Raw genomic sequence first — 13,572 nt, 5'->3', positions numbered from 1 at the left:
CCTGCCATTGCATTATCAACTCTTTTTGAAAGCTAAAATCAACTATTCCACTGTATGCAGATTATTGATTAAAGTCTATCGCTTTGAACCAAAAATTCGCTTCTTTCCTGCCTTGTAGCCATAAACCACATCGTTGTCAAGCGGCATTCCTATACGGGAAGATAAATCATCTGCTATCTCATCGATTGCCTTTGAAAACTTGCTTTTCGGGTTAAGCATAACAGCAGGAGTCTTAGCAGCTATGCTTATTGGTACTATGTCATCCTCTGGCAGGAATCCAACCTTACCGTTAAAGTTCTCTATTATTTCTCTGCTGCTTATCTCATGTCTTTTTCCGGCTACCCTGTTTACTACCATGCTGTTGAGTATGCCCTTGGAGCTGAAATATTCCGATATCCTTAACGCACTTATATAACTTGGCATGTCAGGGTTGCTTACTATTATTGTTTCATTTATGCCCTCAGTAACTACGTCATGGACATAGCCAGGTTCCGTGTCTATAACTATTAGGTCGTATCTCGATTTTTTGAGTTCGTCATAGCTCGTCTTTGCCTCTTTATAAGTAAGCATGAAAGCGGCATTGGTTATAGAGCCGCATATTACGGCCAATCCGCTGGGTGCATGCGTTACCACTACGCTCTCCGTGCTTGCCCTTCCACGCACATGGTCAATAAATCCTGCATTGACATAATCAAGCCCCAAATGTATGCCTATCGCTGGATTTGAGGTATCAGCATCAACCAATAAAGTCAGATATCCACGCATCTTCATAGCTATCGCGAGGTTTACTGCAACAGTGGTCTTGCCTACGCCTCCTTTCTGTGCGGATATTCTGACTATATACGGGTTTGTGCGTTGTGATATGCTATTCCGTGTTATTATATTCTTTTTCATTTATTTCTTTCCTATACGTTTTTTCATGCTCTTTATGTACTCCGACCTGCTCCTGTCATAATGTGGCTTATTGATATACCTGTAATAAGATATTGTAATAATTATCGCAATAATTATTACTAAGAGAAGGATAAAATACCTTTGCACTGCGCCCTTTATGGCTTCTGCAGCTGTGCCTATGATATTGGGTGCTATTGTAGTTGTAGTGGTTATTTTAACCGGCCTGCTGTTTATTACCAATGGCACAGTATAATTTATCGCCGCCCCCTTGGCCGTTATTAATAGCTTCTCTATCGAGGTACCTGAAGTATTCCCGGCAGTCTGCTTGAAATAAGCGTACAATAATTGGTTAGGCAAGGCAGGCAGGCTTTGCGATGCGTTATAGATATGCATATATGGCGGCCCCGTAAGCTCCAGATTTACGGAAGAGGGGTATGCGCCCGTGTACAAAAGCTCGACTACCGTGGTCCCGTTTCCTAATGTCTCGAATGATGGAGAATTCACGTAAAGCAAGTGCAGTATGCTTGGTGTTGTAACAGAAGGAGCTAATATATCTGTATGTATGCCGCTAAAAAGGAGCTGGCTAACCTGCTTCCTGACATATATATACGCGTATACGGTTTGCAGTGGCTTAAGCTTGCTTATGTGCCATTCTACGTAATAATAGCCATCGCTCTCCGTTATGTTGTTGGGCATGCCGTAAGCGTCCATGTAGCTTTCGTTCGGTACAAGCCCCTGCGGCAGGTATGTTATCGCTGTCCCGTTGGTTATAGTCACGTTGCTTGGGGTAGATATGCTTATTACCACATAGCCGTCATTTGTGTTATTTTGCAGTTCAACTGCAGTATTAACTACTGGCTCATTAACTCCGCTTGAGGATACGGAAAAAGTCGCATAATCCGTATAGCTGCTTGTCTTATTGTTTATGGTCGCGCTTACATTTATCGGTATGTTGTATACTCCAGAGCTTAGGTTCTTGCCATCAACTAGCACGCTAATTGAGATATTGGAATTTGGGGTCAGTTCTAAGCTGTGCGTTGAAAGCTTGACAATATTGCTAATATATCCAGGCACGCTTAGATTAAGCGTTTCGGTTGAGTTGGATGGATTAGAAATCCCTATGCTTGTTGATATCGTGCTATTCGAGTTCATTGTTATGTACAAAGGCGCAGAGGTTATTGTTATCTTGGGTATCTTAGGTATCGGCACTGCCGGCAATTTTACGGGCTTGGATGGGTGGCTTGGTGCATTTACAATATAAGTAGTGTTAAACGGCGCTGTCGTATAAGTCTTGTTGCTTACCATAGGGTCGGTATATTCCACATAAGCCGAGATTTTGTAGGTGCCGGCGTATAAGGCAAGATTGCTTTCCGATGGTAATGCTATGTCTACAGAAGCCGGGGCGGCCGGTATATTTTTTATGGGAATCGTTAGGTTTTTTATATAGGGCGATGTCAGGTTAAGGAATAATATGACATTGCCGGCGCCGTAATCGCCCTCGCTTTTCAGAATGAGGTGCATGTTTATATTGGATCCCGTGTTTACGGGGCCCACTACTCTAAAGTTTGAGATTACCAGCTTTGCTGCGCTCAGCACCGTGAAATCCACATTCGTGAAATTGCTCGTATGGTTGTTTGCAAAGCTCAGGTTTCCAGAATATTGACCACCCTTTAGGCTGGACGTATTTATTCTTATGGTGTTGGAAGAAGGAACATTCGCACTGAGATTCTCGGAATAAACCATCCTTTTATTATTGTAGAGCCTTAACATCCCATACATGCTGGGCAAGGTACAGTTGACGGTTGGGCTTAGCGAGTAATTAATATTGAAATTACCAACTCCTGCTATAACTCTAGGCACGTTGGCGCTTATTGAAAAGGGGCATCCAGGCACAACAACAACGTTAGCTGTCAACGAAGCATTGTTATATGAAGCGGCAATAGAGTATGACACTAAAAATACGGTGAGGATTAAGAAAACAAAAATAAAACCTGCCAACATTCTCATATACTATTACCTTGTCATCCAAATACCTAAAGCATATTCATCTAATTATAAATAATTAGAACTTTATTACTTGCCTTTCAAAACTATAAATATGGAAATTCAGCGACCATCACGAAGTGCACATGGAAGGTTGGCGTACATTGCGCTCGCCGCAGGATTCATAGCCATGCTTTCGAATTTCTACTACATGCAGTTCCTGTCATATAGCGTAGGAGTGGTCAGGGGAATTACTTCCATTATAACTACATACAACATAACCCCTTCAAACACATTATTGACATCACTCGAGGGCACTTCCGCGCTTGCAATAGCTGTCCATATAACATATGTTATGCTGCCATTCACGCTCATAATGTTCAGCATAGGCGCAATGCTGCTCATAACAAGGCAGAACCTCAAGACATTGAGCGTAGGGATGCTTTTTTCATCTTTGATATTCGGTATGCTGCTTGCCCTGATGGACGCTGACTTCTACATAGGGCCCATAATAACCCTGGCGCCTTTCATAGGCGTTGCATTGGGCATATACGTAGGCATAAAGGGCATTACTATAGCGAGCAGGTTGCAGGAGGCCCATTCGTTAAGGTCCATAAGCATAGATCCGGAAACCCCATACTCGAACATGCTGTTGCTGTCAAAGGACTTTTTCGCAAGGCTTAAGGGCGACATAAGCATACTGGACATGCATTTCGACAGCAAGGCCATGGAAAACATGCTCGCATTGTTCAATGACAGCGCATCAAACGTCAAAAATGTAAGGATACTGTCTGGGCCTGAAAGGCTCGGAGCGCATTTCGACAGGGGTTATACTGATTTCGAGGAGGAAATGAAAAACAAGTTGCAGAGCGCGACGATTTCTCCGAGGGCGGCTGGACATTGAAGGCAGGAGCCATGGTCCTGGGCAGTGGCGGCATAGTGTGCATAGACGAATTCGACAAGATAAGCCAGGACGACAGGGCCGCGCTTCACGAGGCCTTGGAATCGCAGACCATAAGCGTAGCCAAAGCGGGTATAATAGCCACATTCAGTGCAAGGGCTGCTGTGCTTGCTGCTGCGAACCCGAAATTCGGAAGGTTCGATCCCCACCAGTATCCCGCTGAGCAGTTCGACATACCTCCTACGCTATTGTCAAGGTTCGACCTCATATTCCCAATAACCGACGTGATGGACGAGGACACGGATAGGAACATAGCAAAGCACATACTTATGCAGCATGAGGCGGCAGGCGCAAGGCTTGCTGACATAAAAGGGTTTGAGCAAGTCGAAGAGCCTCCTATAGACTCGGATTTGTTAAGGAAATACATTGCATATGCACGCAAGAACGTATCGCCAAGGCTGAGCCAGGAGGCCAGCGAATATTTACAGAAATATTATGTCGACTTGAGAAAGACTGGCCAAAGGCAGGGCGCCGTTCCCATAACCCCGAGGCAGATAGAGGGATTGGTGAGGATGAGCGAGGCGAGCGCGAAGTCAAGGCTTTCTGACGTGGTTGAATTATCCGATTCTGAGACTGCAATAGAGCTTAGCAGGTTCATGCTTAAGTCATTGGCATTGGATACGGGAGGCCGCATAGACATAGATACGATATTGACCGGAATGCCGAGGGAGAAGGTAGACCGCATGAATTCAATACTTAACATAATAAAGAAGCTTGAGGAGTCGGACAGCAACATAAAGATACAAAAAGTGATAGAGGATGCCGAAGCCGCAGGCATAGACTCCACAACCGCAAGCAAATATCTATCGGAGCTTGAGCGCTCTGGCGACATATACAGGCCAAGGCAGGGGATAATAAAGCTTGTCCATCACGAGGCGGATTGACTAAGGTGTATATTTGGAAAAAAGGCTTATAGAGAACAGGCAACTGCTTGGGATATTAGCAATGTTCATGATTGTCCAATTCGGAGGGCTCATGATATCCACGTTGTATTTTAACGGTGCAACCTATTCCGAGGTCGCAAGCGCACAGGTCGCAAACAGCCCGACAAGCGCATTCCTGCTTATAGGCTACATAATCGTCATAGCAATCGCCATGATCATAGTATTCAAGTTCTATCACGGGGCTAAGCTGTTTAGGATAATAGAGGCCGTGATAATATTCATAGCATCATTCTACGTATTCTTCATAATCCTCGCGTATATTACGCAAAGCTCAAATATATCGACAGCAGGAGCTGTGATCATAGCCATAGCTCTTGTAGTCGCAAAGAACAAATGGACGAATCTCAAGAACGTAGCTGCAATATTGGCAAGTATCGGAGTGGGCGTGGTGCTGGGGTTCGGCTTCAGCTTCTTCGTAGCGCTTATCTTCATGGGCCTGCTTGCCATATACGACTTCGTTGCCGTGTTCATAACCAAGCACATGATAACGCTGGCCAATGTGGTTACCGAGAACAATCTGGCCTTCATGGTGGACATGAACGAGGTGGAAGGGCTTCCGAAATCGAGCTTCAGCAAAAAGGAGTTGAGGGAATACAACAAGGAGCTCAAGGAATCTGGCTCAAGAGGCAAAAGGATACTCTCGATAATGAAGAGATCCAATACAAACGGTATGGTGCCGGTATCCGCCAACGTGGCATTGGGCACAGGGGATCTTGCCATACCGCTCATGGTCGCTGTGGCGGCATACAAGCTTACATTGAGCTTTGTCCCGAGCTTCTTCATAGTGTTCGGAGCAATACTGGGGCTTATGATAACAATGTTCATACTTAGAAAATTCAAGAGGGCCCTCCCTGCAATACCTCCGTTGTTCTTAGGAGTTCTTATCGGGCTTGGCCTTTACTACCTTATCTACTACATCATTTAAGTCCCAGAAGAACCTTATTGATTTCATGTAATCCTTAGAGTCCGAGATCTCTATGCTGTTGGATATGGCAGCCATATACATGCGCCACGAATACCTTTTATCCATAAAGACGAGCACAGCCCTGTCCCTCTCGCTCCTTACCGCCCTTCCTGCCGCCTGGACCGAGCGCACTATCGCAGGTATTATGTAAGCGTAATCCATTCCCCTGCCTTCAAAGCGCTTGTCGAGATATGCAATCCTCAGCTTCAATTCAAGGTCAGGCGCAGTTAGCGGTATGCCCACTATGATTATGCCCTTTATCGAGTTGTTTTTGTAATCTATGCCCTCGCTGAAGCTGCCGCCCATGACTGCCATTAGCATCGAGCCGTCGTCCTCTGTAAAGCGCTTCATCAATGCGTCTGTAGCCTGGCTTTGCATCTCCCTTCTCTGCACATATTTTTTCGCAACATTCACGTGCCTTGATATGCCCTCGAGCACGGAAAAGCTCGGGAAGAATACGGCTACGCTCCCAGGCACGCTGTCCTTTATCTCCTCTATCCTTTTTGCCATCTTCATATACTGCTCGTTGGACCTTTGTGAGAATTTTGTCGTAAACTCATTATCTATGAATGCGGCCTTATTGTGCTTTGGGAATGGGGACGCATAGCTTCTCATCTCAGAGTTTGCCACCTTGAACATATCAGAATACATCCTCATGGGCTCCATCGTGGCGCTCATGAATACATTTGCATAGGCCTCCTGCAATATCGGCAGTGCCCTATCGGGGTATAAGCAGCTAACGTTGAGCCTTGCGAGCCCGTTCCTCGCCTTTATTATCCTCGCGGCGGATTCATCCGCATCAAGGAATCCCCTTAGGAACCTTGCTATATGCAGTATGGAAGAGCGCTTGGCGTTTTTTGCCTGTATGTACTCAAGACCCGCCTTCTCAAGATCATCTATCAATTTTTCATACTCGCTTTCCATGAATTCAGACATGTCCGATTTGTCAACCAAGGCCTCGCTCATCCCTTTTGAAAGCTTCTTTGCGGCGAGCTTCTTCATTGCGAACTTCAGGTAATCAAGATCTATGCTGTTGTTTATCGCCTTCAATTCCCTTTCGGCCGCATCTATTCCAAGCTCTGATATCGAAGTGCTTAAATATGAATTCGCTATGTTTATGAGGTTGTGCGCCTCGTCCCATATTATAATCGCATTGTCTATGCTGTGCCCTATCTTCTTCAGGAAAGCGCCGCTGTTGTAAGGATTCAATAAATGCGAATACCCTGCTATTATGACCCTGCAGTTCTTCGCGTACTTGGCTGCTATCTCATAAGCGCATACTCCTTTCCCATAGGAATAGTCTAGAAGCGCATTGTGCCCGTTCTCCATGGCATCTGCAAGCCCTTTATCGTCTGTGCTAAAATTCTTCGATCGCGAGAAATATGTGCATTTTCCTGCCTTGACCAGGCTTTCGCACGAGCCGTAAAAAGCGTCGCTTTCTATGGCGTTTACCTTGTCGTTTATGCATATGTTGCGCTTTCCAACTATGTCTGCAAAGCTGAAATCAAGCCCGAATTTCTTTTTTATTCCGGAAACCGCTTCCATCGCTATCTTGTGCTGCGATATCTTCGGCGTAAGGAAGAAAACGTCAAGCCCGTTCTTCAGCGCGAACGTGAGAGCAGCTCCAAGAGATGCGTCGGTCTTGCCTATGCCTGTCGGCGCGTTTATGAATATGTCGCGCCTATGTTCAAGCGCGGAATAAACGTCGCCTATCATGGCTTCCTGATTGGGCCTCGGCTTGTCAAACCTGAATAAATAGTCCATAATTTATCTTCTCATGGAAGGGATATAAACGTGAGCATTATCTTTTATTACTGCTGTTTTTCCTCTTCCTGCGTGTGCCTTTTTTCCTGCTCTTTGATGCTTTCTTCCTGCCTGCGGATGAAGGCTTCTTTACTGTAGCTCTGGCCTTTGCCCCAGAAATCTGTGACTTGCCTTTTGCCGTCTTCTTGGACCTTTTCATGTATGCGAATGCTGCAACTACTATGACAATAACCGCTATTGCAAGTATTACTAGAATTTCAGCGGTGTAATTGGGCTTTGGTGCGGTTGCCACTATGGTAACTACTTTTGCAACTCCCTCATCTATTACTGCGCCACCAGTACTGCTAGAAGTAGAATTTACGACTACTTCAAGCACTCCCTGCCATTCCATCCCTGGTGTATTATTCTTGGACGGAAGGTATATGTTTACTCTTACTTTGATCTGAGAGTTTGGAGGTATGGTGCCAGACATCGGGGAAGCTGTGACTATCGGTGCAGTAGCATTTTTTGCTGCAGTCCTGAAATTTGTTATTATGGTCTTAAAAGGTATGGGCGTTGATCCCTGGTTTATGAAGGTGTAATTGTAGCTGTAGGTTCCGCTTATGTTTACATAGAATGTAGGCTCACCAGCAACTTCTCCCAATTGCGCGTGTGCCGTAGTTGAAAGAATAGAAAAAGAAAAAACTGCCAAAAGCGTTGCAATAGCAATTAACTCAAAGAATCGCATTTGGCACACTCCATATTCAGCAGCTGTTTTCTATGACTATTGTCTGTGTGTACGTTCCTGCAGGTATTGCCCCTGGAACATTCAAGCCGAAGTATATGCTGTTCGACGAGCTTGGCCCTATGCTTATTGCTGTGTTTCTTGGGCTTCTTGAAAGCAAATTCGGGCCAAATGAACTCAACGAGGTTATGCTCCATGAAGTATTTGTTGCTCCGAAATTTATTGTCGGATTTGTCCAATTTGTGCCTGATAGCAGAATGTTTGCCGTAGCGTCTCCGCTATTGGTGTCAATAATCTGCACGCTGTCAGGATATATCGTGCCTGGGTCGAGGTTCCCAAAGGATATCGTATTCGTGTTAAGCGATATAGTGCAAACGGGCGGAGTAAATTTTATTATTGTTGTATTTCCTGCGGTCAAAGTGCTGGAATAAACCGATGGTGTATAATTATAGCCGTTTATGAGCACGTTTCCTACTGCATAGCTGTGTGGTCCAGGAACGGTGTCAAAGCTTATGTAATTTCCTGTGCTTGCGTTTTTGAATCCATCATAAGTTAAGTTCCACAGAGTCCCTGAAGGCAATCCCGATTCATAAAATGTGGTTATCCCGTTATAACTTGCAGTCAATATTCCATTTCCCACAACAGTGAGATTCGTAGTCTGCGCATATGCATTCTGCACCGTCAGGTTTGCGTTGCTCACGCTCCAGTTCGTGAATACAAAATTCTTCGGCGGATTCGCAGTTATTGTCCCGGTACCTATTACGTTTGTTGTCTGTCCGTTTGCAAATGTCTTGCCATTAGTGGTTATGGTTCCAGCTACTGGATTGTCATCCATTGTCAAAGCGTATGGCGGAAATACATAAGCCGCCATTGCAAAATTTTCTCCACTAGAAACGCTCTCAGCAATCGAGTATGAGCCTGCTTTCTGGTCCTGGCATATCGCAATGTAGGCTGATTCAAGGCCATCGCTGCCGGATTCTATGCCTTTGCTATAGCAGCCGCTGAGAGCGCTAGGAATTCCTGATATTTCTCCTCCGCCTGAGCTTATTGCAACAACTACGAGCGATCCAGTTTCATTTACTTTGTAATCAAGCGTGCCTCCATAAGTGTATGAGCCTTTATAAAGGGAATAAGAAGGTTTTGCATAGACTCCTGCTGCAGCCTCAGCAAGATCCGGCCCTGTTGTGGTCTCGGTGCACGCATCGGTTGTCTGCTCGCCTATATAAGAGTCATCACCTCCGGAATATTGGCTTACAGTTCCGGTTGTGTACGTAACCGCTGCAGTCCCAGCCCCGCCATCGCATATGTAGGTTAGATAATTTGCATGGGCATAAGCTGTTAATGTGTCAGTGGTGCTCGAATTCAATGCCTCGGTACTGTTCACTGTATACAGTTTTGGGGCGATGGAAAAATTGCCAGTTTTAGATGCACTCGTATAATTCACATTGCCGCTTGTTTTGAACGCAATGCTGTAGTTTCCTACGCTTGCAGATGTTGTGTAAGTATTGCTGGAAAATGTGGAAGCTACGCTTGCATTGTTAACGTAAAGCGTGCCTTGCAATTGATTGTTGTATGAACTTATCCCAAAATCTATGGTTCCTCCGCTTCCATCATAAACATAACTATTAGGCACTGAAAGAGTTAATGAAGGCGAAGCCTTCGTTATGTTTACCTCTTCGCTGATTACGTTCCCTGTGGACGGAAGGTATGCGCTAACGTTGTAGAGTCCTGCAGCCAACGGTACATTTGCATTGCATGTGCTGTAAAGGTTGCACGATGCGCTTCCAGTGCCTGATGAAACAAGAACACCTTTTGCCGTGCCCTGGCCTATCAATATCTCAATGCTTTGCGATGGCAGCGGCGCTCTTGCTGTGACTATGTCTGATATGTCGTATGCTGTTTTATTTGACGATAATACCAAAGACAATACTCCTTCCTCGCTGAATGCTACGCTTGTAACGTTTCCCGCAACAACACTGCCGGAACTGGGTTTTGCGATATATGTTTTGCCGTTGTACGTCACGTTTGCTATTGCGAAAGTGTAACTGCCTGGCGCAGTGTCAAAAGATATAGAACTCAATGCACTGCTGTTTGTTATTCCGTCATAAACAACGCTCCACGGGGCTCCGGAAGGGAGCCCGCTTTCTGAGAAAGTAGTTATTCCGTTGTAACTTGCAGTCAATATTCCGTTTCCGACTACTGTCAGGTTCGTCGTCTGCGCATATGCATTCTGCACCGTCAGGTTTGCGTTGCTCACGCCCCAGTTAGTAAAGACAAAATTCTTCGGCGGATTCGCAGTTATTGTTCCAGTTCCTATAACATTGGTCGTTTGCCCATTGGCAAAGGTCTTTCCATTTGTCGTTATTGTTCCTGCTATTGGGTTGTCATCAAGAACCAGTTGGTAAGGTGAAAATACATAAGCGCCAGCAGTTATATACCCTCCAAGCGTAGAAGAAGAGCTTACTGTATACTGCCCAGCTATCTGCGATTGGCATATTGCTATGTAGCTGCTTTCGTATGTATCGCCTCCAGTATCATAAACCTTTTCTATGCAGCCGCTTGGAACTGTAGGTGCAGAAGAAAGGCCATAATATCCCGAAGACAGCATTATTGCCACAAACGAATCGTTCTTTACTACATTATAAGTAAAGCTGTCGGTTGCGGTTCCTGAAGAATCGTATAAAGTATAAGTATGCAAAGCTTTAACTCCTAGTATTGCCTCGGCAAGATCCGGACCGGTTGTAGTTTCAGTGCACGTATTTGTTGTTTGGTTTCCTATATAAGAATAAGTGTTAGAAAGGTCTATGGTTCCTGTAGTATAAGTTAGCGTACCATAGCTTGTTCCACCATCGCATAAATAAATATCATAACCTGTTGAAGTGCTAACGGAAAGAGTATCGGTTGTCCCAACTGCTCCTGCAGAAGTATAATTTACAGTATAAAGCTTTGGGTATATGCTGAATTTTCCCGTTCTCGATGCACTCGTATAATTCACATTGCCGCTTGTTTTGAACGCAATGCTGTAGTTTCCTACGCTTGCAGATGTTGTGTAAGTATTGCTGGAAAATGTGGAAGCTACGCTTGCATTGTTAACGTAAAGCGTGCCTTGCAATTGATTGTTGTATGAACTTATCCCAAAATCTATGGTTCCTCCGCTTCCATCATAAACATAACTATTAGGCACTGAAAGAGTTAATGAAGGCGAAGCCTTCGTTATGTTTACCTCTTCGCTGATTACGTTCCCTGTGGACGGAAGGTATGCGCTAACGTTGTAGAGTCCTGCAGCCAACGGTACATTTGCATTGCATGTGCTGTAAAGGTTGCACGATGCGCTTCCAGTGCCTGATGAAACAAGAACGCCTTTTGCAGTGCCCTGGCCTATCAATATCTCAATGCTTTGCGATGGCAGAGGCGCAGTTGCAGTTACTATATCTGATGTGTCATATGCAGTCCTGTTAGACGATACTACTAAAGACAATACTCCTTCCTCGCTGAATGCTACGCTTGTAACGTTTCCCGCAACAACACTGCCAGAACTCGGCTTTGCGATATATGTTTTGCCGTTGTACGTCACGTTTGCTATTGCGAAAGTGTGGCTGCCTGGCACAGTGTCAAAAGATATAGAACTCAATGCGCTGCTGTTGGTTATTCCGTCATAAACAACGCTCCACGTGGCTCCGGAAGGCAGCCCGCTTTCTGAGAAAGTGGTTATTCCGTTGTAATTTGCAGTCAATATTCCGTTTCCGACTACTGTCAGGTTCGTAGTCTGCGCATATGCATTCTGCACCGTCAGGTTCGCATTGCTAACGCTCCAGTTAGTGAATACAAAGTTGTTCGCAGGCTTTGCAGATATCTCTCCTTTTCCTAAGAGCAAGCTGTTCTGCCCATTAGTATAAGTCTTATTGTTAGTAAATATGCTTCCTGCTCCAGTCGGGTTGTCATCCAATATTACATTGCCTGGCGGGAATACAAAAGATCCTATTACTGTTGCCCCTCCATCGCCGTTGCTTGCAGTTGCGTTATAGCTTCCTTTTTGGACGTTATTGCAGGTTGATATGTAAGCAGATTCATAGCTTGTAGCATTTGTAGTTATCTGCTGAATACTGCAACCGCTTGGGACCGTGGGCAAGCCTGTCAATCCGTAATAACCAGAAGCTACAAGTATGGCAACAAAAGAGCCATTAACTGTGACTGGATACGTCAAGCTTGCGGTTGTGCTGCTGTTGGCCGATGCGCCATAAAAATTGTAATTTGTTATATTTAGGCCAATGCCTGCTACTGCAAGGCCTACTGTATAAGCATTCCTGCGCCCCTTTATTGCCGGGGTGTATGCTGTACATACATTGTTTGTCTGATAACCTACTGAAGCTGCCGGCGGCGGGCTTGAAGGGGAAGTAGCATTTTGAAGAGCAGTCCAGCTGTTTGCCGCTGTCGTTGAGAAAGTGTAGTTCGCGCCTGCATCACATAGGTAAAGCTTGTAGCCTGCGGGCAATGTAACACTCAGCGGATTCGCGCTGCCCGTTGCGCTGCCTGTAGAATATGAGATTACGTAATCGGATAGGGAATCAGATTCACCATCGTAAAAATACGCAGTGGAATTGTTGCCTATCAGCAAGGTTGGCATTTCCATCCATTTGCCACCCACATACTTATATAGGGCAACCTGCCCTGGGCTTATATTCTGGGAATTTATCCAGCTTTTGTTTACTGCAAAAGTGTAATTTGCATCTATGACATTCGTGTCGTTTATCGAGCTATTTACATGAATGTAATAATATGGGGTTCCGCTGAACCGGCTTTCTAAGTTCGGCGGGGGTGTTTTGCTCAATACTATGTCTGTTATCTCATTTTTATATGATGAATCGAGTTTTACAGAAAGGTTCAAGAGCAGATTGCTTCCATTGTATATTATAGGCACCTTAATCATGCTCGGTATGTAAGCAGAGTTGGATTTCAGGATAACACTTCCGTCACTCCCAACTATTGGCTTTATTATTCTCAGGCTAAAAGTTTCGTTTCCTATGCTATTTATATCTCCGTTTTTTGGATACACTGCGTTTATTTTATAAACGTATGAGCCGTTCTGAAAACTCTGGCCTATGCCATAAGCTACCAAATTTTTGGAAATATTGGCAAGAAAATGGCTGTTTATGCCCTTTATCATGCTCTTGTTGAACAAATTGGAATACATTGATGAAAGCTCATTTTCAGGATATGCTAACCCGTTCGGATAAGTATTGCCTATTCCGTTTTGGTTTTGATTGTTCGCTTGCGATGGTACTATCGAATTATAATTTGCTGTTCCTAAAGCCTGTGCCGATGAGATTGAAAGGGCCAT

8 protein-coding genes are annotated in these 13,572 nt (G+C 44.8%); 3 read left to right on the top strand and 5 right to left on the bottom strand.

The features are described from left to right. Window positions 1-75: 75 nt before the first annotated feature. Entirely contained in the window at window positions 76-894 is an 819-nt protein-coding gene (locus Micr_RS04585) for a MinD/ParA family ATP-binding protein (protein WP_203134501.1), read from the bottom strand. Further along, window positions 895-2,808 carry a hypothetical protein gene (locus Micr_RS04580; protein ID WP_203134500.1) on the bottom strand — a complete coding sequence of 638 codons (1,914 nt, stop codon included), beginning with the start codon at window positions 2,806-2,808 and terminating at the stop codon, window positions 895-897. It abuts the gene before it with no gap. Window positions 2,809-2,992: 184 nt separating this feature from the next. Between Micr_RS04580 and Micr_RS04575 the strand changes: the two genes are divergently transcribed. The 3 genes from Micr_RS04575 to Micr_RS04565 are packed head-to-tail and all read left to right on the top strand — an operon-like array spanning window position 2,993 to window position 5,707. Continuing rightward, window positions 2,993-3,781 (top strand): hypothetical protein, encoded by a 789-nt coding sequence (locus Micr_RS04575; RefSeq protein ID WP_203134499.1) that lies wholly within the window; start codon window positions 2,993-2,995, stop codon window positions 3,779-3,781. Further along, on the top strand, window positions 3,778-4,722 hold the full coding sequence (locus Micr_RS04570) for an ATP-binding protein (RefSeq protein WP_203134498.1): 945 nt from the start codon (window positions 3,778-3,780) through the stop codon (window positions 4,720-4,722). The genes Micr_RS04575 and Micr_RS04570 overlap by 4 nt, the downstream gene beginning before the upstream one ends. A 13-nt stretch (window positions 4,723-4,735) precedes the next feature. Next, complete coding sequence (locus tag Micr_RS04565) at window positions 4,736-5,707, top strand: presenilin family intramembrane aspartyl protease (protein WP_203134497.1); 972 nt, start codon at window positions 4,736-4,738, stop codon at window positions 5,705-5,707. Here the strand turns inward: Micr_RS04565 and Micr_RS04560 are convergent. The 3 genes from Micr_RS04560 to Micr_RS04550 all read right to left on the bottom strand — a co-directional run bounded on the left by Micr_RS04560 (window position 5,654) and on the right by Micr_RS04550 (window position 13,572). Further along, window positions 5,654-7,510 carry an ATP-dependent DNA helicase gene (locus tag Micr_RS04560; RefSeq protein ID WP_203134496.1) on the bottom strand — a complete coding sequence of 619 codons (1,857 nt, stop codon included), beginning with the start codon at window positions 7,508-7,510 and terminating at the stop codon, window positions 5,654-5,656. The genes Micr_RS04565 and Micr_RS04560 overlap by 54 nt on opposite strands. A gap of 37 nt (window positions 7,511-7,547) precedes the next feature. Then, the gene (locus Micr_RS04555) at window positions 7,548-8,153 is read right to left on the bottom strand and encodes a hypothetical protein (RefSeq protein ID WP_203134495.1); all 606 of its coding nucleotides are present in this window, start codon (window positions 8,151-8,153) and stop codon (window positions 7,548-7,550) included. A 100-nt stretch (window positions 8,154-8,253) separates the two neighbouring features. Continuing rightward, window positions 8,254-13,572 (bottom strand): PGF-pre-PGF domain-containing protein, encoded by a 5,319-nt coding sequence (locus Micr_RS04550; protein ID WP_203134494.1) that lies wholly within the window; start codon window positions 13,570-13,572, stop codon window positions 8,254-8,256.

It is taken from the genome of Candidatus Micrarchaeum sp., assembly GCF_016806735.1.
GTDB classification, from domain to species: domain Archaea; phylum Micrarchaeota; class Micrarchaeia; order Micrarchaeales; family Micrarchaeaceae; genus Micrarchaeum_A; species Micrarchaeum_A acidiphilum_A.
This window is presented reverse-complemented; position numbering and strand designations above follow the sequence as displayed.